Genomic DNA, 22902 nt, shown 5'->3' with positions numbered 1-22902 from the left:
AAAACCTTATTTTCATCAAAAATTTCTAAAAACCAACTTATTTTGAAACATTTATCCCTCAAACTACTTTTAGTAGTTTCAGCTTTTCTTGCATTTTCTTGCTCTACAGCTAAGAAAGCCGGAAAATCAAAAAGTGCCACTGCAATGGCAAAGCCACCAGCGAAAAAACCTGGTAAAAACGATCCAAAACCTTATAACAAAGTCATTACTAAAGATGCCAAAAGTGATGCAGGTTTATTTACAGTACATACTGTAGATGATAAGTATTATTACGAGATACCAGATTCTCTTTTTAACAGAGAAATGTTAATGGTTACTCGTATTTCTAAAACTGCAGCTGGATTAGGTTTTGGTGGTGGTAAACAAAACGAGCAGGTACTACGTTGGGAGAAAAAAGGCAAAAAAGTGATATTAAGAGTTGTGTCTTATAATGTTGTTGCTGCAGATTCACTTCCGGTTAATGAAGCTGTAAAAAATTCAAACTTCGAACCTGTACTTTACACATTTCCTATTAAAGCATTCAGTAAAGATTCTACAAGTACTGTAATTGATGCTTCGCCTTTATTTCAAAAAGATGTGAAGTCATTGGGTTTACCACAATACAGAAGAAGACCTTACAAGGTAACACGCTTAGAAAGTGATAAATCTTTTATTGAAAACATAAAAAGTTACCCAACAAATATTGAAGCACGTCACGTAAAAACATATGCAGCAGGCGCACCACCTTCTAATTGGAGTACTGGTAGTATTTCTATTGAAATCAATAACTCAATGATTTTATTACCAGAGAATCTTATGAAACGTCGCTATTTTGACGAACGTGTTGGATGGTTTGCTAGAAGCCAAACAGATTACGGACAAGAAGATCAGAAGAGTAAATCATTAACATTTTTAGACCGCTGGAGACTAGAAGTTAAAGATGAAGACATTGAGAAATTTAAACGTGGAGAATTAGTTGTACCGAAAAAGCAAATTATCTATTACATTGATAGAGCTACACCTGTAAAATGGAGAAAGTACATAAAGCAAGGAATTGAAGATTGGCAAGTCGCTTTTGAAGCAGCTGGGTTTAAAGATGCAATTATTGCAAAAGATGCACCAACTGTAGAGGAAGATCCAGAATGGAGTCCTGAAGATGCACGTTACTCTGTGGTACGTTATTTAGCATCTCCTATTCCTAATGCAAATGGTCCTCACGTAAGTGACCCAAGAACTGGAGAAATTTTAGAAAGTGATATCAACTGGTACCATAACGTAATGTCGTTATTACGTGGTTGGTTCTTTGTACAAACTGCAGCGATAAATCCAGATGCACAGAGCCCTCAGTTTAAAGATGAAGTTATGGGACGTTTAATTCGTTTTGTATCTTCTCACGAAGTTGGTCACACATTAGGTTTACCTCATAATATGGGATCTAGTGTTGCCTATCCTGTTGAGAAACTACGTGACGCAGAATTCACTAAAAAATATGGCACAGCACCATCTATTATGGATTACGCGCGTTTCAATTATATAGCGCAACCAGGTGATGAAGGTGTTGCTTTAATGCCAGATATTGGAGTGTATGACAAATATTCTATTGCTTGGGGTTACAAACCTATTTTAGATAAGTCTGCGGAAGATGAAAAGCCAATTTTGAATCAGTGGATTATGGAACATGCTGGTGACCCAATGTACCGTTTTGGACACCAACAAGCTGGTGATGTAGTTGATCCAAGTTCACAAACCGAAGATTTAGGTGATAATGCTATGTTAGCAAGTGAATACGGAATTAAAAACCTTAAGCGTATTGTGCCAAACCTAATAGAATGGACAACTGAAGCAGGAGAAGGTTATGATGACTTAGATGAAATGTATGGTCATGTAATATCTCAGTTCAATCGTTATATGGGACATGTTTCTAATAACATTGGTGGTGTTTATGAACATTATAAGGCTTCAGACCAAGAAGGTGCTGTTTACAGTGCCGTACCAAAAGCTCACCAAAAGGAAGCTATGAAGTTTGTACAAGAGAATTTATTTGATACACCTGATTGGTTAATTGACAAATCTATTTTTGATAGAATTGAATTTACAGGTTCTGTAGAACGCGTTAGAGCATTACAATCTAGAACGCTTAATAACATTATGAGTTTAGGTAAAATGCAACGTTTAACGGAAGCACACACCTACGATAGTAAAGCTTATTCTTTACCAGACATGATGAAAGACCTTCGTTTAGGCGTTTGGAGTGAACTACGTAGCGGTAAGAAAATTGACACTTACAGACGTAACTTACAGCGTGCTCATATTGATAGATTAGGTTATTTAATGACTGCAGAGAACCAAAGCGGAAGATCTCGTAGTCCTTATGTAAAAGCTACTGCTGTTAACACAAGCCAATCAGATATTAGAGCTGTCGTTAGAGCTGAATTAAAATCTTTAAGAAGTTCATTAAGATCTGCTAGAGGTGGCGATTCTATGAGTAGAATTCATATAGCTGATGCTATAGAGCGTATTAATCTTATTTTAGATCCTAAATAAGATTAAACTTTATATAACAACTAAAAGGCTTCAAGATAACTTGAAGCCTTTTTTTATTCTTAAGTTTTTATTAATTTAAAAATTTCAAAAATACGTCTGCAAATGGATCTTGATTAACTACCGTGTAGTAAAACAATGCACCAAGCCAACCATGAAATAATCCTAACGCATATAAATTCTTAACTTTTAAATAAACATAACCATAAAAAATAGCCAATATAAAAGTACCAATCATTAACCAAACAGATGGATAATGAACGACAGAGAACAAAATTGCTGTAATAAAAATAATCGTAGCTTTTTTAATTCTTAACTTCTTTAAGCTATTTAGATTACCTGCAACAATTCCTATAGTTAAAAATTGTTGTACACTTCCCCATATTGGATATGTAAATAGAAGTGGTAAAATATGCCATGTTAAATTTATAGTACCTTGAATATATCCTATGATAAAAAAAGTTAAAACAGATACTACAGCAAAAGGTAACATAAGTTTAATTGCAGGTTTAAAATTATCAGTTCTAAATCCCCAATCTTTAAGAACCATCTTATCTTTTCTGTAGCGATAAATCACGTATATAGACCATGATATAATGGTTACAATAACATAAGTCAACCTGAAATTAAGGAAGTCTACACATATAAATTTGCAAATGGCTGTAATGAAAACTGCAATAATTTCACAAATCCTAATTCTGTCTGTTGTTGGTCTCGTGAGTTTTATATTATAAAACTCTACTAAAAAATTTGTAAGTCTTTGTTTCATGATAATATAAATTTAAAACCTCGCAATATGAATTATTACGAGGTTTTGGGTTACTAACTAACCTATCATCAAAACTAATCTTCGTTTTCTTTAGTTTCTAATTCAGTATTTATATAAGCTACATCACGTGTGTTTTTTTGAACAGCAATTGCCGCAAACAAACTTAATGTAAATGACATTGCATAAAACCCTTTTTCACTTAGCTCTAAAGTGGCATTCCAAAGCCCAATGGCTAATAATACAATTGACGCTATAGATGTAAACCAACTGATTCCAAAATACATCTCTGTGACCTGTATGCCTTCTAATTTATCTCGTACTGCTTTTTGAACTGAAATAACTGAAAATAAGCCAAATAATAAAATGGTAAAATAATAGCCCTTTTCATTGAGTTCCATGTTTGCATTCCAAAGACCAACGCAATATGCAACCATACCAATAAGTACCGCAGACCAAGATGCACCAATAAATGCAGGTGTTGGCTTGTGATTATATACCTTTTTTAAGTTTTTCTTTGCTTTTACTTTTTCTTCGTCTTTTAATGAGACTGTTGTTTGATAATTCATAATGTTTTGTTTTAATGATTATATCGCAAATCTCGAACTAATTAAAAGATACAGAAAACCAAAATAAAACATAACCTGACGATATATTTTAATATATTTATTAAAAATTACATATTTTAAAAGAATTTTAGTATATATTAATGACGATTAAATGATAGAATTAAAATCTATAATTGATACCTTTTCTTATGAAGATCAACAAAAATTTGTTAATTATCTTCAACAAAAGAACAAACGAAAAGACACCAAAAACATTCAATTATTTAAACTCTTATCAAATATTGATTCCGACTCAAAAACAATTTGCCAACAGATATATAAGGTAGATCACAGCAATGCATACCATGCTTTGCGTAAACGTTTATTTCAATCGTTGATAGATTTTACTGCGAATAAAAACCTAGAAGATGAGAACTCTATAGATATGCAGATTGTAAAATATATCTTAGCCGCCAGAACGTTTCTCCTTCAAAACAACTTCAATATTGCTTATAAAATTTTAAACAAAGCAGAACGATTGGCAGATGAGCATTTACTATTCCCAATGCTTAACGAAATCTATCATACACAAATACAGTACGCACCAAGTTTCACTAAAATAGATTTAGACGCTATAATTCTTAAACAAAAAGAAAATCAAAAAAAGCATCAATTAGAAGACCAGCTTAACATTGTTTACGCTAAACTAAAATCAGTTTTAAACAACATAGCACATCAAGGAAATGTTATAAACTTTGAATTAGAACTCGAAACCATCCTTAAAGAACACAGCATTAAAATTGATACTTCACTTTCATTTAAATCCTTATATCAAATTTTAGCTATAGCTCATATATCTGCATTAGTCACAACAAAATATTATTCTATTGAAAATTTTGTTCTAAAAAGTTACAGCTTGTTAAAGCAAAAAAAAGAAACCGATAAACAACTTTTCTATCAAATACATACAGTTTACATCATCGCGAACACCTTGTTTAGAAATAAAAGGTTTGAATCTTCATTATTATATATAAAGGAGATGGAACAGCTTATGCTACTAAAAAAGCGCACGTATTTCAAATCTTTTATTTTAAAGAAAACATTGGTAGAAGCCCTTAACCTCAATTACAACAATAATCAAGACAAAGCCATTTCTTTAGTAGAAAGCATAATGTATAAAAAACATGACGATTTAGAATCTCTTTTAGACTTGCGATTATCCTGTTTTATGTTTCACTTTCAGAAGGCCAATTTTACAAAAGCTAAATCAATTTCTTCTAAGTTTTACCATACTGATAAATGGTATATTGAAAAAGCTAATATGGATTGGGTAATAAAAAAAAATGTGGCTGAAGTATTACTTTATATAGAATTAAGCGAGGATGAGTTGTTTTTTTCAAGATTAAAAAGCTTTAAAAGACGCTATTCTAACTACTTAAAAAAGATAGGTCAAATTAGAATTCTAACTTTTTTAAAATTTGCCGAACAATACTATGTAAATCCTAAAAGCGTAACATCTATTGAATTTAAAACAACTCTTGAAAACTCCTTTAAATGGGTTGCTATCGCTAAAGAAGATATTTTTGTTATTAGTTTTTACGCATGGTTAAAAAGCAAAGTTGAAGAAGAAAATCTATACAGAACCACATTGCAATTACTTAAGGCAAAATGTTAAATTTCTTGTTAAATCTCAATTATTAATTAAACGAATTAAAAATAGTTAGGTCTAAACAGATATAACATAAAAATAAAACAACATGAAAAAATTAGTAATTATTGCCATAGCATTAGTAACCTTAAATGGATTTGCTCAAGAAAAGGGCGACAAAAAAATGAGAAAAGGAAATAGATCTGAAATGCGAAAAGACATGACGCCTAAAGACATTGCAGATTTAAAATCTAAACGATTAACATTAAAATTAGATTTAACAGACGTTCAACAAAAAAAAGTACAAAAGCTTTTCTTAGAAGAAGCAGAAACTAGACAAAAATTTAAAGATAGTCGTAAACTAAAAGAAGGAGAGAAAAGAGAAAGGCCTTCTCAAGAAGAATTTGTAAAAATGCAAAATCTAAGATTAGATCAGCAAATACAAATGAAACGTAACATGAAATCAATCTTATCTGAAGAACAATATGCTAAGTTTGAAAAAATGAAGCCTAGAAAACATAAAAAAAGAGGTGAAAAAGGAAAAAGAGGCGAAAATAAGCGCAGAGAAAAGAGATAAACCCATATTATTACATTAAAAAGTATCGCTTAGTCGATACTTTTTTATTTTATTGAATAAAATTGTTACTTTAGTGACCAATTTAATTAAATAGTCCATAATGAAAAAAGTAATTACTCTATGTTTATTCGCATTTGCACTGTTATTAGGTAGCCAAACTATGGTTGCGCAAAACAGCAAATTAGAATTAATGAAAGAAATAAACGCTGCAGCTAATAAAAAAACTGAAGCGTTAAGAAAATACGTAAAACTAAATAACGAGCAACGCGACGAAATTTACGAAGCATTAAAAGTCTACGGACAAAATAGAGCTAATGTTGCAGACAAGCCAATCAATGAAGAAGATGATGCTAAAATTGAACAGCAATTAAATGATAAAGTTCAAGCAATTTTATCTGAAGAACAATTTGAACGATACAAAACGTTTGTAGCAGAAAATGAATAAATCAAAAAAAGCCTCGCAATTGCGAGGCTTTTTTTTTATAATGTTTTTGCAACCTGCTCAACAGCAGCAATAGTTTCATTTAAATCTTCGTAAGTTAAAGCGTCAGTTATAAACCAAGTTTCAAAAGCACTTGGAGCAATATATATTCCTAGACTTAACATACCGTGAAAAAACTTTTTAAAGGTATCATTATTACCTTTTGCAGCAGAATCAAAATCAACTACTGCCTCATCAGAAAAATGAACCGATATCATAGAACCAATTCTATTTATCGTAAAGATCACATTATTTTTATTTAATGCTTCCTCAATACCATTATGCAGATATTTAGTCTTTTCTTCTAACCTATTCATTAAACCTTTATCAGCATCTATTTCCTTTAACATTGCCAAACCAGCAGCCATTGCCAACGGATTTCCGCTTAAAGTCCCTGCTTGATAAACAGGTCCAATAGGAGCTAAATAATTCATTATTTCATTTCTAGATGCGAACGCACCAACTGGTAATCCTCCACCAACAACTTTACCAAAACAAACAATATCGGCCTTAACACCTTTTAGCTCTTGCACACCTCCTTTTGCAAGCCTAAACCCTGTCATTACCTCATCAAAAATCAACAAAATGTTATTGTCATCACACAGCTTTCTTAAACCTTCTAAAAAGCCATCAACTGGAGGAATACAACCCATATTACCAGCTACAGGTTCAATTATAATCGCTGCAATTGAGTCTTTATTTGCATTTATTAATTCCTTTACATTTTCTATGTCATTATAAGTTGCTAGTAAAGTGTCTTTAGCTGTGCCTTCAGTTACACCTGGACTATTGGGAGTACCAAAAGTAATAGCGCCACTACCAGCTGCAATTAAAAAGGAATCACTATGTCCATGATAGCAGCCAGCAAACTTTATAATTTTGTCTTTTTTAGTATAACCTCTTGCCAATCGAATAGCACTCATACAGGCCTCAGTACCTGAGTTTACAAATCGAATTTTATCTATATTTGGAACCATCGAAACTGCCAATTCTGCAATTTTTGTCTCTATTTCCGTTGGCATACCGAATGAAGTCCCTTGCTTTGCCTTGTCTATAACGGCATCCACAACAGGCGGAAACGCATGACCTAACAGCATTGGTCCCCAAGAATTTATATAATCTATAAAGCGATTGCCATCCTCGTCAAATACATATGCACCTTTAGCTGATTTAGCAAAGATCGGAGTTCCTCCAACCGCATTAAACGCTCTTACCGGTGAATTTACACCTCCTGGAATTACAGATTGAGCTTCTTTAAATAAAGCACTGCTTCTTTGATATAACATAAATTAATTTGGAATAATTAGTTGCTGACCAACTTTAAGGTCATTTGATTTTAGATTGTTCTGAGATTTAATTGCATCAACAGTCGTATTATATTTTCTAGAAAGCGAATACAAGGTATCACCTTGAGAAACTATATGCTTTTTAAAAACCTCTTTCTTCTTTCTACCTTCAATTATTGTTGTTGACTTTCTTTTTTTCTTAGATTTTGAAGCCCCTAATACTTCTGCGTCATATTTATATAATTGATAACGCTCAATTAAACTAATTAACTTTTGAGGATATTTCCTATCCGTGGCATAACCTGCAGCCCTCAAACCTTTTGCCCAACCTTTATAATCATCCGGTTTTAATTTAAAAAGACTTGCATAACGTTTCCTGCCTGTTAAAAATTTAGAATGATCATCATAAGACATTTCTACTTTTTTGTATTTTCTGAAACATTCTTGGGATCGATCATCGTCATGATAGATTTTTGCGCCTTTCCACCCATGACATTTTATTCCGAAGTGATTATTAGCCTTAACTGCCAAACGACCTTTACCTACACCAGATTCTAAAACACCTTGAGCTAGGGTTATGCTCGCCGGTATTTTATGATTTCTCATATTATCTTTTGCTATCTCAGAATAACGATCTAAATAAACCTCAACAGAATTACGTGCGCCCTTATCTTTTACAATAGGTTCCTCCTTAACATCTTCATTTTGTTTTTTTGCTGACTTATCTTTAACTACAACTGTTTTTTGCGGCTTAGTCGTTTTCTTTTTTGTTACAATACCTTTTTTAGGACCACAACTCATAGCGGTCAAAACAATTAATAATATTAAAGTTTTAAATTTCATTACTTATACTTCTATTAAAGGCTGATTTTTAAGTTTCAATTTCTCGTTTACACCAATTATGCCTTGCAATCCACCGGTGTGGACCACTAAAATTTTTGATCCATCAGGAAAATATCCTTTTTCAATTAAATCAAATATACCAAACATCATTTTACCCGTGTAAATTGGGTCTAACGGAATATTATAATCCCTCTTAAATGTATTTATAAACGAAATTAATTCTGGCTTTATTTTACCATAACCACCAAAATGATAATCAGTTATTAACCCCCAATTATCTTGATTTGCAAAATTACGAATATCTTGATTTAAAAAACCACCTTTTAACGCAGGAAAACCTAATATTTTCTGATTCGCATTTGACGAATTAATAATCCCTGAAATTGTACCTCCTGTTCCAACAGCGCAACAAACATAATTAGCCCTAAAATCTTCATTCTTTAAAATTTCCTCACAACCTTTTATTGCTAAATTGTTGGTACCTCCTTCCGGAATTAAATAAAATTCGCCAAACTCATTAATGAGCGTATTAACAAATGAGTCTTTTGTTTTCCGCCTATATTCCTCCCTAGTTACAAATTTAAGCTTCATACCTAAAGATTTAGCCAAAGTTAATGTTGGGTTTAAATTTTCTTTATAAACTAGTTCTTCTCCTCGAATAACACCAATGGTATTTAAGTTATTAAGTTTTCCAGCATAAGCTAAGGCCGCAATATGATTAGAAAACGCACCACCAAAAGTCAATAAAGTATTTTTCTCAAGCGCTTTGGCTTGAGAAACATTGTACTTCAGTTTTCTATATTTATTACCCGAAATAATAGGATGAATTAAATCTTCTCGTTTGACAATAATTTCAATTGAATAATTATCTATAAAAATTTTTTGATTTTGAATACTAACTTTCTCCATTGTAAACAAAGATAAGTAACACATTTTAATTATAAACACACAATATAAGTAAGAAAAAATGTACAAAATACCGTTTATCGGTGTTTTTAATCGTTTTAACGGTAAAAAATTATTTTTTCTGTGATTTTTTTACTACACTTGACGAATTATTTGAACAATTAATCCAAATTAATATTAAGATTAAGCTAATTAGTGATGATTATCGTTGACTAATATTAGTCTAAAACCCTACTTATTATGAAGAATACTTTACATTCTCTTTCCATTAAACAAATCAAAAAAACTAATGGACTTAATAAAAGATCAAGTATCATTTTAATGATAGGTCTACTCCTATTAACCAGTAATTTTGCACACGCCCAATTACCAATAACGTATGACTCAAACGCTGACTTCCAGACTTGGACAAACAATGGAAATAGATCAGGTCGTTTTAATAATAGTAGTTGGTCTTGTTCAGATAGTTACTCCCTATACACTAGAGGTAACAACACCAGTAGAAATATAAATACCTCTCCCGAAATTAACTTAGAAAGTTACAGTGAGGTCACAATAACTTTTTGTCATAAAGCAGTTAATATGGAAAATGGAGAAGGCTTTAGACTTCAGTTCTACAATGGATTTAGCTGGTCTACCGTAGACACGTTTACTCTTGGCACAGATTTCAATGTTCAAGGCTCTAATAGTGAACACACCCTTTCTGCAACACTAACAGATGCCGTATACTCTTTTTCAAATAACTCAAGATTTCGACTATATGGTACAGCTAATAATGACAGTGAATATAATTTTTTTGATGACATAACTATTACTGGAATAGCTGGTACACCTCCTAATGACCTATGTTCTAATGCAATTATGCTAACTTCAGACACCAGTTGCAACCCTATTACGGGCACAACTATTAATGGAACTCAGTCATTACCTGGATGTACTGGCACGGCTAATGATGACGTCTGGTATTCTTTCGTAGCCACAGGACCTGAACATACTATAACTGTAGAAAGGTTATCAATTTTAGACATCGTATTTGAGGTCTTTACTGGTGGATGCAATGGAACTTCTTTAGCCTGCGAAAACAGCACTAGTACGACAGGTGATGAAACTACAACATTGTTAGGTTTAACTACCGGTAGCACATACCACATTAGAGTATATAGTAGATCAAGTAGTACAGGTCATGATGGTACTTTTAACATATGTATTACAGAACCAACAATTCCACCGCCACCAAATGACGATTGCTCAAATGCCATTTCTTTGAACCCAGAAATAACATGTAATCCTGTTACAGGTACCACTATTGGTGGTACGGAGTCACTATCAGGATGTTCAGGTACAGCAAATGATGATGTTTGGTATTCTTTTGTTGCCGAAAGACCAGAACACACCATTATTGTAGATAGATTATCTATACTCGATATTGTTTTTGAAGTTTTTGTTGGAGGATGTAATGGATCTTCATTGATTTGCGAAAACAGCACTGGAATAACCGAATCAGAAACTACAACATTAGTTGGTTTAAATGTGGGTACCACATATCTCATTAGAGTCTACAGTAGATCTAGTAGTACAGGACATAATGGAACTTTTTCAATATGTGTATTACTGCCTTGCGAAGCAACTAATGTCTTAGGAACTTCGAGTTTAGCTTGCCCATCTGTAGATGCTGGAGGGTTAGGTTCTTCCGGTTCAGATGTTAACATCAATTGCTCTATTGGTAGCACAACTTTAGAAGCCAACTACCTTCAGTTAGGAGAAACTTCAAACTATAACGTAAATACCATTGATTACAATCCTCCATATCAGTTCGGGTGTTTAGAAAACCCTGTGAGTGTTAATGTCGATGATGTTTGGTCTCCAGTTGTAAATTTACCATTCGACTTTTGTTTTTATGATAACACCTACAATTCATGCGTTATTGGTTCTAATGGCGTGATATCTTTTAACGATGGATTAGCTGGCACATCATCGGGATGGAGTTTTACAGAAAACATACCAACATTCAATAATACATCAGGTCGCTACTATGGAGCATCAATCTTCGGAGTACATCATGATGTAGATCCAAGTGCTGGTGGCGAGATTGGTTATCAACTCATAACATTAGATACTGGCTGTAGAGCACTAGTTGCTGCGTGGAACGATGTGCCAATGTATGCTGACAACTCTTTGAAATACACAGGAATGATTGTTCTTTATGAAGACACTAATATAATTGAGGTATACATTGAAGAAAAGGTAGCACTTAACAGTTGGAACAACGGTAACGCATCTGTTGCAATTCAAGCAAACTCTGTGACTGGATTAGCCGCTCCAAATAGAAATTCATCTGATACCAATTGGTCTGTAACAAATGAGGCATGGAGATTTACACCATCTGGAAATTCTATCACTACACTAAAATGGTATGAAAACTCAATATCTGCAGCCAATGAAATTATTGATCCAAATAATGATGGTATAATAGTTGTTGAACCAACGGAAACCACAACTTATTTCGCAGAAGTAACATATGATTTGTGTAGTGGTGCAACCTTAGTAGAGTTAGATCCAACAACTGTAACTGTTGAAGGGAAAAAGACCTGGAATGGCTCACAAAGTACAGCCTGGGAAAACCCAAACAATTGGACACCCGTTGGCGTACCTATAATTACAAATTGTATTACAATCCCAGATACAGCCAACGACCCAATTATGTTAAGCTCTACCGACGGCTTTGGATACAATTTGGCCATAGAAGATAATGCATTATTAACCCAGCAAACCAATGCGTCACTAACAATTGAAGATGTCATTCAAATTGACCCAAATGGAGATTTAGAACTCACTGACGGCTCAAGTATTATACAAATAACAGATGTAAATGTTAATAAAAATACTGGAACAGCAAGAGTACAACGTAAGGTTGATGGACTAAATAATTATGATTATGTTTATTGGTCTTCTCCCGTAGACGTTTTTGATATTGAAGATATTTCTCCTGGCACGTCAAATAGTCTTATTTTCGAATGGATTCCGACTGTAGCTAATGGGACAGCTGGAAATCACGGAAACTGGACAAACACAAGTGAAGATATGGAGTTGGGAAAAGGCTATATTGTACGTGGACTTTCAGGCACATCAATTACCAACACAGCAGAATTTAATGGCACACTAAATAACGGTAAAATATCTTACCCAATATATAGAGGAACTTATACAGGTGCCAATTATGCAGGTACAGCTAACACAGCAACATCAGAAGATGATAACTGGAATTTACTAGGTAACCCATATCCATCTGCTATTTCTCTAAAAGATTTTGTAGACGCTAATCCTGCTATCGATGGCACACTTTATTTTTGGCAACATTCAACACCAGTTAGCAGCTCTATTGACACTCCTTTTTATGAAGGTTATGCATATAATTATTCAGATACGGATTATTTAGCAGCCAATAGCCTAGGATCTACACCTCCTGGTTTCAACGATTACATCGCATCTGGTCAAGGTTTCTTTGCACTAATGTTAGATTCAGCACCTACAAACAGTAATGTTACTTTTAGCAATACTATGAGAGGTAATTATGCCAACGATGGTTTTTATAGAAGTGCAGACACCCAAGAAAAGCATAGAATTTGGTTAGATTTAGTTAGAGAAGACAATACAGCACTATCGACTTTAGTTGGCTATATCACTGATGCAACAGATGGCATTGACAGATTATACGATGGCTACTCCATCAACAAAGGTGGTGATCAATTCTACTCACTAGTAGCAGATGAAAAACTAGCGATACAAGCTAAAGGCATACCGTTTGTTGACACAGATACCATTCCATTAGGATTTAAAACTTCTAATGCTGGCTCGTTAACAATTTCAATAAACCAATTAGACGGAATGTTCGTAAACTCTGATGAGAATATTTACTTAGAAGATACACAATTAAATGTTATTCATGATTTAAGAGCAAACCCATATAGCTTTACAACAACAGAAGGGGAAATAAATGATAGATTTATCCTGAGATTTACAAATCAAGCCTTGAGCATAAAGGATGAAGAAATCATTTCTGATTTAGATATTAGATCAATAAATGATTATATCAAAGTCACATCAAACTTAAACTCTATTATATCATTTGAATTATTTGACCTTACCGGAAGATTGATTCATCAGAATCTTAAAATTGACAACACAAATTATAGCCTACCAACTAACAACTTAAGCACTGGGCCTTACTTTGTGAAAATTTCATTACAAAATGGAGCCGCTGTTTCTAAAAAGATAGTTATTCAATAAAATAGTTTACAAAACTGTAAAAAGACTTTGATTTTAAATAATCAAGGTCTTTTTCATTTGCATATGCTTCTCGTTCAAACGAAATATTTTTATAGGCCAAATCCCAATTTCGGTATGTAACCAATTTAATCAAAAATTCAATGACATAAATAATAAAAAAAGGAACAATCAATAATTCAATTTGTTGCTTCAGATGTATTTTCTCATGGTTTAAAAGTGTCTTGCTCCCTCTTAACCCTTCAAATTTTAACAACACAAAAGGAAAAATAGTTATCCCAACATAACCTCTCGGTACCAGATATTTTGATATAATAATCACACCTATTATCCTTTCAAAAATCACACCAAATTACATTATCTTTGTTTAATATGAAGAATTATGTCCCAATTGAAGATGGAGACTACTATCTCACACCAGAAGGCTATCGTTGCTTTACAGAACAATATCACTTAAAACGTGGTTATTGTTGTGCAAGTGGCTGCAGACATTGTCCTTATGGATTCAATAAAAATACTTTAAAAAAAAAGTAATGCAAACATCTACATTATCATTTAAAGATCAGATTTTAGAAGGTATCCCAGAAACATTACCTATCGAAAAACCTTACGACACAAGCATAAACCACGCTCCAAAGCGTAAGTCCGTTTTATCCGAAGAGGAAGAAGAATTAGCACTAAGAAATGCATTGCGCTATTTCGATAAAAAACATCATAAGGTCTTAATTAAAGAGTTTCAAAATGAATTAAAAACATACGGAAGGATATACATGTACAGATTTAGACCTGATTACAAAATGTATGCACGACCAATTGACGAGTATCCTGCCAAATCTAAACAAGCTGCCGCTATCATACTTATGATTCAGAATAATTTAGATTACGCTGTAGCCCAACATCCTCATGAGCTTATTACCTATGGCGGAAATGGAGCTGTTTTCTCAAACTGGGCGCAATACAGGTTAACTGTAAAGTACCTTGCAGAAATGAATGACAATCAAACTCTTGTCATGTACTCAGGTCATCCAATGGGACTATTTCCTTCACACAAAGAAGCTCCTCGTGTAGTTGTTACTAATGGTATGATGATCCCTAATTACTCTAAGCCCGATGATTGGGAAAAATTCAATGCACTCGGCGTTACTCAATATGGCCAAATGACTGCTGGCAGCTATATGTACATTGGACCACAGGGAATTGTTCACGGAACAACTATAACTGTTTTAAACGGGTTTAGAAAAATAAAAAAAGAACCTAAAGGGAGTCTATTTGTAACTTCAGGATTAGGCGGCATGTCTGGTGCACAACCTAAAGCTGGAAATATTGCTGGTTGTATTACGGTGTGCGCAGAAGTAAATCCAAAAATAGCACAAGTAAGGTTAGACCAAGGATGGATCGATGAAAAAATCACAGACTTAAATGAACTCGTTAACAGAGTTATTAAAGCAAAAACAGAAAAAGAGACGATCTCGTTAGCTTATCTAGGAAATATTGTAGATGTATGGGAAAAATTTGATGAAGCTAATGTTCTAATAGACTTAGGTAGTGACCAAACATCACTGCACAATCCATGGGCTGGTGGTTACTACCCTGTAGGTATTTCTTTTGAAGATGCCAATCAAATGATGGCATCCAATCCAGAACTATTTAAGCAAAAAGTTCAAGAAACACTTCGTCGTCACGCAAAAGCAATTAACAAGCATACGGCTAAAGGAACATATTTCTTCGATTATGGTAATGCATTTTTGCTAGAGGCCTCTAGAGCTGGCGCAGATATCATGTCTGATAGTCCTACTATTGGTCGCGAATTTAAATACCCAAGCTACGTGCAAGATATAATGGGACCAATGTGTTTTGATTATGGTTTTGGTCCTTTTAGATGGGTTTGCACATCTGGTAACCCTCTAGATCTAGCTAAAACGGATAAGATTGCATGTGAAGTTTTAGAAAGCATAATGAAAAATTCTCCAAAAGAGATTCAACAGCAAATGGCCGATAATATTCAATGGATTAAGGGCGCACAAGACAACAATTTAGTCGTTGGCTCTCAAGCTCGAATTCTATATGCAGATGCAGAAGGTCGCGCTAAAATTGCAGAAGCTTTTAATAAAGCCATACAAAAAGGAGATATAGGATATATTATTCTTGGTAGAGATCATCACGATGTTTCTGGTACAGATTCTCCGTATAGAGAAACTAGCAATATATATGATGGTTCACGTTTTACCGCAGATATGGCAATTCAAAACGTCATTGGAGATAGTTTTAGAGGTGCAACCTGGGTAAGCATCCATAATGGTGGTGGAGTTGGTTGGGGTGAAGTTGTAAACGGAGGTTTTGGTATGGTTCTTGATGGAAGTAAAGAAGCATCTAAAAGACTAAAACAAATGTTATTTTGGGACGTTAATAATGGAATCGCTAGACGTAGTTGGGCCAGAAATGACGGTGCTATTTTCGCTATAAAACGGGCAATGGCAAAAGAACCAAATCTAAAAATTACATTGCCAAATAGTGTTGATGATGCTATATTCAATGAAGTATAACACTTAAATAAAATGACCATGAAAAAACTACTCAAATTCACTCCTATTTTACTTTTATTAGTAATTCTATCTTCTTGTAGCTCAGTAAAAGTTGCCGCTGACTATGATAGAGAATCTAATTTTGACGATTACAAAACGTTTGCTTTCTTTAAACCTGGTATTGACAAAGCAGAAATAAATGACATTGATAAGCGCAGGATTTTAAGAGCTATTGAAGCTGAATTATTAGCAAAAGGCTATACAAAATCTGAAAATCCAGATATGCTAGTCAGTATATTTACTAAATCTAATCAACGTGTTGACGTTTACAACAATGCTTGGGGCAATGGTGCTTGGGGTTGGGGCGGTTATGGTGGTTGGGGCTGGCGCTCTGGCTGGAATAACAATCAAGTTTCAGTTTCAACTCAAGGTGTATTATTTATTGACATTTTAAATTCTAAAAAGAAGGAGTTAATATGGCAAGGCTCAGGAACAGGAAATCTTGAAGTGAAAAACACAGATAAAAAAGACGCTCGAATTAAAGAATTTGTATCTGAGATGTTCATGCTATTTCCACCCGAAGTAAAATAATGAAATTTAATTTTAGCATTAAAGCACTAGTATAAAGCTAGTGCTTTTTTTGTTTCAAATCATATTTGATTAGGCATTAAAACTAAAACGTATATCTTTGCCGCCTTTTAGAAGAATAAATTATGAAACTCGGGTCGAAAACAATGAAAAACTTTACTCAAAACCCTAAGAATGATATTCTTTCAGGTATCACAGTGTCATTAGCAATGATCCCAGAAGTTGTTGCTTTTGCATTCGTAGCTCAAATTAGTCCTATTGTTGCACTTTTTGGAGCATTTATCATTGGTATAATTTCTGCTTTATTTGGAGGTAGACCAGGTTTAATTTCTGGAGCAGCAGGCGCTGTGGCTGTTATTTTTGTTCACATGATACAAGAAGGCCACGCCAAAGGCCTCCTATTTGATACTCCCGTAGAAAATATGGGTTATTTTTATTTATTAGCTGCTGTTGTTTTAATGGGAATTATTCAAGTATTGGCAGGCTTATTTAAGCTTGGGAAATTTGTTCGTTTAATTCCTCATCCAGTAATGATGGGCTTTGTTAACGGATTAGCCATAGTAATCTTCATGGCTCAACTAGGTATGTTTAAAGAGAATACAAAAGACATTTTTGGGCAAAACATGCGCAAAACGGAATCTAAAGAGCTAGTCTATAATGTACAAAACAATACTGTTAACGATTTAATTTCTGGCACAGCTATTTTCTCAATAGATAATGAATCGGTAAAAAGCATTAATACTGGTAAAGAAGTATTTGTGATTGCAGATAACCAAGTATACGATATTACTACGAAGAAGGTTGTTTTCAACTTTCAAAATAATGGTTTTTATTCTGTAAAGGATAATGGTGTCGTTAAATCCATTATGCAAGGCAATAAACTTTACATCATGATTGGTCTTGTTTTATTAACCATGTTTATAATTTGGGGCTTACCTAAATTGACAAAAAAGCTACCAGCAGCGCTTACTGCAATCTTAATTGTCACACTAATTTCTATTTTTGGAGGACTGCAATCCATTAATGTTGGTGATTTTATTAGAGATGGTGGAGGTGCTGGACTCAACGGTTTTGATGAATTATCTAGTAAACTAAACCTCGTAGAACTTTGGAGCCATCTACCATTTAATTTAGATACACTAAAATTCATTGCACCTTATGCATTTTTAGCAGCATCTGTTGGCTTAATTGAAACATTGATGACAATGAATCTGGTGGATGAATTAACGGATTCAAGAGGTAATGGAAATAAAGAATGTGTTGCTCAAGGCGCAGGTAACATGTTAAGCGGATTGTTTGGAGGAACTGGTGGTTGCGGAATGATTGGCCAGACCGTAATTAATATTAATGCAGGAGGACGAGGCAGGTTGTCTGGTGTAATGATGGCCATTACATTATTAACCTTTATACTCTTCGCTGATAAATATATTGAACAAGTGCCTATTGCTGCTTTAGTAGGTGTAATGTTTATGATGGTAATAGAAACATTTGCCTGGTCTAGTTTTCGTATCATGAAAAAAATACCAATGTCTGATGCCGTTGTACTAATAATAGTTTCTGTTGTAACTGTAGTCTTTGATTTAGCTATCGCAGTATTTGTAGGTGTTATAATATCTGCATTATCATTTGCATGGGAGAACGCTAAGAAAATTAGAGCCAGAAAACGATTTAAAGAAGATGGTACAAAAACTTATGAAATTTGGGGACCACTTTTCTTTGGAAGTATTACTTCTTTTAATGAAAAATTTGATATAAAAAATGATCCAGATATAGTTGAAATTGATTTTGTTGAAGCTCGAATATCAGACCACTCTGCTATCGAAGCTATTTTTATTTTAGTTGAAAAATATCAAGCTGCTGGCAAGACCATTAAATTAAAACATTTAAGTCAAGACTGTAAAGTTTTGCTTTACAAAGCGAGTCCAAAATTTAAAGACGTAATAGTTGAAGCCATTGATGATCCAAGATATCATTTAGCTGAAAACCCAGAAAAATTTACAAAATCACTTTTTGAATACGATATATAAACATTAAATATGCCTTATTTAATATTCTATAGACTAAGGCTTAGGCACTTACCTTATTTTATAAATTTTAAGACTCAAAATAATTGAATATCAATTAATTAGACTACATTTACCACTTAATTTAATATATTATAATATGAGTACTGGTACAGTAAAATTTTTTAATGACTCTAAAGGTTTTGGATTCATAACAGAAGAAGGAAGCGGCAAAGAGCATTTTGTACACATTTCTGGTTTAGTTGATGAAGTAAGAGAAGGAGATAATGTAGAATTCGATTTAACCGAAGGAAAAAAGGGATTAAATGCAGTTAATGTAAAAGTTATATAATTATATACCTTACAATCTTTTTAAGAATAAAGCCTATCTTTTGGATAGGCTTTTTTAGTTTAATAATTGAATAACTTTTCAATCTTAGCTTTTACTTTTTCAGTTGAAGGAATCATAGTATGCTCTAAGGTAGAATTTAAAGGAATTGCAGGCATATTTTCACTACCAATCGTCATAACTGGAGCATCCAAAAACTTAAAACACTCTTCTTGAATCTTCCCAGATAATGCGCGTGCAAAACTATTATTTGAAGGTTCTTCAGTTACCACTAAACACTTACCTGTTTTCCTAACCGATTTCATAATTGTGTCTTCATCTAAAGGAAATAAAGTTCGTAAATCAATCACTTCAATTTGGTCTTGCATACCTAGTTCTTCACTAGCATTCATAGCCCAATGCACTCCCATTCCATACGTAACAATGGTTATTGTTTCTACATTTTCTTGTTTCCAGATTTCTTGTAAAACCCAAGCTTTACCAAAAGGTAATACATAATCTTCGCTTGGCTCCACAGATGTTGCGCCTTGTGTTCCTGGAACTTTAGACCAATACAAACCTTTATGCTCTAAAATAACTACAGGATTTGGATCATAATACGCAGCTTTCATCAAACCTTTTAAATCGGCTCCATTACTTGGATAGGCTATTTTAATGCCTCTGATATTGGTAACCACACTTTCAACTGAAGATGAATGATAAGGACCACCACTTCCATATGCTCCAATTGGTACACGAAGTATCATACTAACTGGCCATTTTCCGTTAGATAAATAACAACTTCTACTAACTTCTGTAAATAATTGATTTAATCCAGGCCAAATATAATCGGCAAACTGAACCTCAACAATGGGTTTTAATCCAGCAGCACTCATACCAACAGTTGAACCTACAATAAAGGCTTCTTGAATTGGTGTGTTAAAGACTCTGTCGTCCCCAAATTTTTGAGCTAAAGTAGCTGCTTCTCTAAAAACACCACCTAATCTACCTCCAACATCTTGTCCGTAAAGCAAACATTCTTTATGCTTTTTCATCAGTTCTTCAACTGCGAATAGTGCGCAATCTACCATTACAACTTTATCTGCGCCTTCTGGTGAGCGCGTTCCTTTTTCTTCGGTTATTGGTGTTGGTACAAAATCGTTAGTATATAAATCTTCAGGCTTTGGATCTTCAGCTTGTAATGCTTTTTCAAAGTCTAATTGCACTTTCGCTTTTGCAGAATTTTCTATGTCTCCAATTTCTTTTTCTGAAAAACCAACATCTAATAATTGTTGTTTGATAACTGGATACGGATCGCGAGAATGCGCTTCGTCTAAATCGTCGCGATACCACTCCATTCTTACACCAGACGTATGATGATTTAATAATGGTACTTTGGCATGCACTAAAAATGGTCTACGCTCAGTTCGGATAGTTTCTATTACTTTCTCTAAGGCTTCGTAACTTTCTGTAAAGTTGGCTCCATCAATTGAAATAGCCTCCAAACCGTGAAAACCTGATGCATATTCTGCTGCGTTCTGTGCTCTAGTTTCAGCCGCATTTGCCGAAATATCCCAACCATTATCTTGCACTAAATATAGGATTGGCATTTGCTTTAATGCTGCCATTTGGAAGGCTTCGGCTATTTCTCCTTCGGTTACTGAAGCATCCCCTAAACTACAAACTGTGATTGGTTTTAAAGCCGTATCTACTGTGTTTGAATTAACAGGGGCTGACTGTAAACCATAATCTGCTAAATCTTGTAATTCTTTATACTGCATTCCCATTGCAACTCCAGTTGCAGGAATAGCTTGCATTCCTGTAGCCGAAGATTGATGTGGAATTTTTGGTTTATCGTCGTCCTTTAAACTTGGATGCGAGTAATAGGTTCTTCCAGCCGAAAACGGATCGTCTTTTTTTGCTAATAATTGCAACATTAAATCATAAGGTTCTAAACCAAATGATAACAACATCGCATCGTCTCTGTAATATGGAAATGCATAATCTTGCGGCAATAACTGCATACCTAAAGCAATCTGGATAGCTTCATGACCTCTAGACGTTGCGTGTACATATTTTGAAACCTGTTTAAAATTAGCCTCATATAATTCTGCCATAGCTTGCGCTGTGCAGAGTTTGGAAAATCCTTTTTTTAGTGTTTCTTTTTTCATTTTATGCTGAATTTATTTCAGTATCTATGACCACAAAAGCGGTTGCATTTTGTCATTCCTGCACAGGCAGGAATCTATTTTGTTCTTTTTATTTTGGATTCCTGCCTTCGCAGGAATGACAATCTCTCGTCAGTTCAAGTGATATTGCTTTTTCTGCAATTTTGTATCGAGAACGTTTTGATGAGCTTCTTGATACAATTCCGATGAAAAAATCGGAATCACTCGAAGTGACGTTATGTACTATTGGACCGTTACTTCCGTGTTAGCGATTGATGTGGCATCCTTTTTTGCCATTAAAAGCAAAAAAGATATAACGGAAAGCGCGCCCCTTGTGGTAACGCACAAATCATATTACGCTAACTGCTTTTCAATTTTAACCATCCAATCAAATTTATCTTCTATTTTACCAGTTTTTATGGCATTTAAAGTGTCATTAACTTCTAAACCAACTGGACTTTCGTCGGACACATGAATGGTTGTTTCTCCCATAGCAATTTCTTGAATGTAAGCAATACCTACTGCTGTCCCAGTTCCAAAGGCTTCTTCCAAACTACCATCAATCGCAGCATCACGAATTTCTTGAATAGTAATTGCTCTTTCTATTACTTCGTAACCTTTATCTCGTAAAATATCAATAACACTCATTCTTGTAATACCATCTAGGATTGAACCATCGCGTTTTGGTGTGATGAATTTTCCATCGACTTTGAAGAAGATATTCATAGTTCCAACTTCCTGAATATAGTTATGTTCTACAGCATCTAACCACAGTACTTGATCATAACCTTTGGCTTTTGCATATTCGGTTGGACGAATGGCTGCTGCGTAATTTCCTGCAGCTTTAGCTTCTCCAGTTCCACCTGATGCTGCGCGTATATACTTGTTTTCTGCCCACAATTTTATGCGTTTTGTAAAAAATGGTCCTGCCGGTGATGCCATAATGATAAATTTAAAATGTGTTGCTGCACGCATTCCAATAAAAGCTTCGTCTGCATACATAAATGGTCTTAAATAGAGTGCACTTCCGTCCATTGGTGGAATCCAATTTCGCTCTATATCAACTAATTTTTTTAAACCTTCCTCGAATAATTCTTCTGGAAATGAAGGCATTCCCATTCTATCTGCACTAAAGTTTAATCTTTGAGCATTTTTGGATGGTCTGAAGAGCATTGGATTTCCATCTGCATATACTGTTGCTTTCATGCCTTCGAATATGGCTTGTCCATAGTGTAATGCCATGGCTGCTGGATGCGTAGGAATCATTCCCATCGGTTCTATTCTTGGGTTTTCCCAAACGCCATTATTATAATCACATATAAACATGTGGTCTGTGAATGTTGTACCTAGTGGAATGTTATTAAAGTCTATATTTTTGACTTTTGATTTTTCTACTTTAGTGATTGATATTTTGTGTTTCATAATCTTTGTCAT

General features: G+C 34.1%; 17 protein-coding genes. 10 read left to right on the top strand and 7 right to left on the bottom strand.

Annotated elements, in window-relative coordinates; translation table 11 throughout:
- Nucleotides 1–39 precede the first annotated feature (39 nt).
- On the top strand, nt 40–2523 hold the full coding sequence (locus tag ACJBCC_RS12850) for a zinc-dependent metalloprotease (RefSeq protein ID WP_407557402.1): 2484 nt from the start codon (nt 40–42) through the stop codon (nt 2521–2523).
- Between the two features lie 70 nt (nt 2524–2593).
- Here the strand turns inward: ACJBCC_RS12850 and ACJBCC_RS12845 are convergent, their stop codons facing one another.
- Both ACJBCC_RS12845 and yiaA read right to left on the bottom strand, forming a co-directional pair.
- A complete protein-coding gene (locus ACJBCC_RS12845; RefSeq protein WP_299101814.1) occupies nt 2594–3289 on the bottom strand; it encodes a CPBP family intramembrane glutamic endopeptidase in 696 nt (231 codons plus the stop codon).
- Nucleotides 3290–3363: 74 nt separating this feature from the next.
- Nucleotides 3364–3855: an inner membrane protein YiaA gene (gene yiaA, locus ACJBCC_RS12840; RefSeq protein WP_299101815.1), complete on the bottom strand. Its 492-nt coding sequence runs from the start codon at nt 3853–3855 to the stop codon at nt 3364–3366.
- Nucleotides 3856–4006: 151 nt separating this feature from the next.
- Here yiaA and ACJBCC_RS12835 point away from each other — a divergent pair, with 151 nt between their 5' ends.
- From ACJBCC_RS12835 to ACJBCC_RS12825, 3 genes are all read left to right on the top strand, one after another.
- Nucleotides 4007–5509: a hypothetical protein gene (locus tag ACJBCC_RS12835; RefSeq protein ID WP_299101816.1), complete on the top strand. Its 1503-nt coding sequence runs from the start codon at nt 4007–4009 to the stop codon at nt 5507–5509.
- An 82-nt stretch (nt 5510–5591) separates the two neighbouring features.
- On the top strand, nt 5592–6059 hold the full coding sequence (locus ACJBCC_RS12830) for a hypothetical protein (protein WP_299101817.1): 468 nt from the start codon (nt 5592–5594) through the stop codon (nt 6057–6059).
- A gap of 100 nt (nt 6060–6159) precedes the next feature.
- Nucleotides 6160–6504: a hypothetical protein gene (locus ACJBCC_RS12825; RefSeq protein WP_299101818.1), complete on the top strand. Its 345-nt coding sequence runs from the start codon at nt 6160–6162 to the stop codon at nt 6502–6504.
- Nucleotides 6505–6539: 35 nt separating this feature from the next.
- Here the strand turns inward: ACJBCC_RS12825 and hemL are convergent, their stop codons facing one another.
- From hemL to ACJBCC_RS12810, 3 genes are read right to left on the bottom strand one after another with little or no spacing between them, the layout of a single operon-like run.
- Nucleotides 6540–7826 (bottom strand): glutamate-1-semialdehyde 2,1-aminomutase, encoded by a 1287-nt coding sequence (gene hemL, locus ACJBCC_RS12820; protein WP_299101819.1) that lies wholly within the window; start codon nt 7824–7826, stop codon nt 6540–6542.
- 3 nt (nt 7827–7829) lie between these two features.
- The gene (locus ACJBCC_RS12815; protein ID WP_299101820.1) at nt 7830–8669 is read right to left on the bottom strand and encodes a glucosaminidase domain-containing protein; all 840 of its coding nucleotides are present in this window, start codon (nt 8667–8669) and stop codon (nt 7830–7832) included.
- A gap of 3 nt (nt 8670–8672) precedes the next feature.
- Nucleotides 8673–9578 carry a 1-aminocyclopropane-1-carboxylate deaminase/D-cysteine desulfhydrase gene (locus ACJBCC_RS12810; RefSeq protein ID WP_407557388.1) on the bottom strand — a complete coding sequence of 302 codons (906 nt, stop codon included), beginning with the start codon at nt 9576–9578 and terminating at the stop codon, nt 8673–8675.
- 237 nt (nt 9579–9815) lie between these two features.
- Here ACJBCC_RS12810 and ACJBCC_RS12805 point away from each other — a divergent pair, with 237 nt between their 5' ends.
- The 6 genes from ACJBCC_RS12805 (at nt 9816) to ACJBCC_RS12780 (ending at nt 19324) form a co-directional block, all read left to right on the top strand.
- Nucleotides 9816–13862 carry a T9SS type A sorting domain-containing protein gene (locus tag ACJBCC_RS12805; RefSeq protein WP_407557387.1) on the top strand — a complete coding sequence of 1349 codons (4047 nt, stop codon included), beginning with the start codon at nt 9816–9818 and terminating at the stop codon, nt 13860–13862.
- A gap of 369 nt (nt 13863–14231) precedes the next feature.
- A complete protein-coding gene (locus tag ACJBCC_RS12800; protein ID WP_407557386.1) occupies nt 14232–14393 on the top strand; it encodes a DUF5522 domain-containing protein in 162 nt (53 codons plus the stop codon).
- Nucleotides 14393–16402, top strand: a complete 2010-nt coding sequence (locus ACJBCC_RS12795) for a urocanate hydratase (RefSeq protein WP_407557385.1) — start codon at nt 14393–14395, stop codon at nt 16400–16402. The genes ACJBCC_RS12800 and ACJBCC_RS12795 overlap by 1 nt, the downstream gene beginning before the upstream one ends.
- A gap of 18 nt (nt 16403–16420) precedes the next feature.
- Nucleotides 16421–16972: a DUF4136 domain-containing protein gene (locus ACJBCC_RS12790; protein ID WP_407557384.1), complete on the top strand. Its 552-nt coding sequence runs from the start codon at nt 16421–16423 to the stop codon at nt 16970–16972.
- Between the two features lie 143 nt (nt 16973–17115).
- Complete coding sequence (locus tag ACJBCC_RS12785; RefSeq protein WP_299101827.1) at nt 17116–18996, top strand: SulP family inorganic anion transporter; 1881 nt, start codon at nt 17116–17118, stop codon at nt 18994–18996.
- A gap of 136 nt (nt 18997–19132) precedes the next feature.
- Nucleotides 19133–19324 carry a cold-shock protein gene (locus tag ACJBCC_RS12780; protein WP_299101828.1) on the top strand — a complete coding sequence of 64 codons (192 nt, stop codon included), beginning with the start codon at nt 19133–19135 and terminating at the stop codon, nt 19322–19324.
- A 59-nt stretch (nt 19325–19383) separates the two neighbouring features.
- On the opposite strand, the gene ACJBCC_RS12775 is transcribed toward ACJBCC_RS12780, so the two are convergent.
- Both ACJBCC_RS12775 and ACJBCC_RS12770 read right to left on the bottom strand, forming a co-directional pair.
- A complete protein-coding gene (locus tag ACJBCC_RS12775) occupies nt 19384–21471 on the bottom strand; it encodes a thiamine pyrophosphate-dependent enzyme (protein ID WP_407557383.1) in 2088 nt (695 codons plus the stop codon).
- 351 nt (nt 21472–21822) lie between these two features.
- Nucleotides 21823–22890, bottom strand: a complete 1068-nt coding sequence (locus ACJBCC_RS12770) for a branched-chain amino acid aminotransferase (protein ID WP_407557382.1) — start codon at nt 22888–22890, stop codon at nt 21823–21825.
- Nucleotides 22891–22902: the final 12 nt, after the last annotated feature.

Origin of the sequence: Winogradskyella sp. 4-2091 (genome assembly GCF_045765065.1) — a bacterium.
Lineage (GTDB): Bacteria > Bacteroidota > Bacteroidia > Flavobacteriales > Flavobacteriaceae > Winogradskyella.
Note: the sequence above shows the minus strand (reverse complement) of the source record. Positions and strands in the feature narration are given on the sequence as shown.

What these genes read in the sequence shown, in the direction of transcription:
- ACJBCC_RS12845 (WP_299101814.1), bottom strand. Translation starts at nt 3,289, where the DNA reads ATGAAACAAAGACTTACAAATTTTTTAGTAGAGTTTTATAATATAAAA.
- yiaA (WP_299101815.1), bottom strand. Translation starts at nt 3,855, where the DNA reads ATGAATTATCAAACAACAGTCTCATTAAAAGACGAAGAAAAAGTAAAA.
- ACJBCC_RS12835 (WP_299101816.1), top strand. Translation starts at nt 4,007, where the DNA reads ATGATAGAATTAAAATCTATAATTGATACCTTTTCTTATGAAGATCAA.
- ACJBCC_RS12830 (WP_299101817.1), top strand. Translation starts at nt 5,592, where the DNA reads ATGAAAAAATTAGTAATTATTGCCATAGCATTAGTAACCTTAAATGGA.
- ACJBCC_RS12825 (WP_299101818.1), top strand. Translation starts at nt 6,160, where the DNA reads ATGAAAAAAGTAATTACTCTATGTTTATTCGCATTTGCACTGTTATTA.
- hemL (WP_299101819.1), bottom strand. Translation starts at nt 7,826, where the DNA reads ATGTTATATCAAAGAAGCAGTGCTTTATTTAAAGAAGCTCAATCTGTA.
- ACJBCC_RS12815 (WP_299101820.1), bottom strand. Translation starts at nt 8,669, where the DNA reads ATGAAATTTAAAACTTTAATATTATTAATTGTTTTGACCGCTATGAGT.
- ACJBCC_RS12810 (WP_407557388.1), bottom strand. Translation starts at nt 9,578, where the DNA reads ATGGAGAAAGTTAGTATTCAAAATCAAAAAATTTTTATAGATAATTAT.
- ACJBCC_RS12805 (WP_407557387.1), top strand. Translation starts at nt 9,816, where the DNA reads ATGAAGAATACTTTACATTCTCTTTCCATTAAACAAATCAAAAAAACT.
- ACJBCC_RS12800 (WP_407557386.1), top strand. Translation starts at nt 14,232, where the DNA reads ATGAAGAATTATGTCCCAATTGAAGATGGAGACTACTATCTCACACCA.
- ACJBCC_RS12795 (WP_407557385.1), top strand. Translation starts at nt 14,393, where the DNA reads ATGCAAACATCTACATTATCATTTAAAGATCAGATTTTAGAAGGTATC.
- ACJBCC_RS12790 (WP_407557384.1), top strand. Translation starts at nt 16,421, where the DNA reads ATGAAAAAACTACTCAAATTCACTCCTATTTTACTTTTATTAGTAATT.
- ACJBCC_RS12785 (WP_299101827.1), top strand. Translation starts at nt 17,116, where the DNA reads ATGAAAAACTTTACTCAAAACCCTAAGAATGATATTCTTTCAGGTATC.
- ACJBCC_RS12780 (WP_299101828.1), top strand. Translation starts at nt 19,133, where the DNA reads ATGAGTACTGGTACAGTAAAATTTTTTAATGACTCTAAAGGTTTTGGA.
- ACJBCC_RS12775 (WP_407557383.1), bottom strand. Translation starts at nt 21,471, where the DNA reads ATGAAAAAAGAAACACTAAAAAAAGGATTTTCCAAACTCTGCACAGCG.
- ACJBCC_RS12770 (WP_407557382.1), bottom strand. Translation starts at nt 22,890, where the DNA reads ATGAAACACAAAATATCAATCACTAAAGTAGAAAAATCAAAAGTCAAA.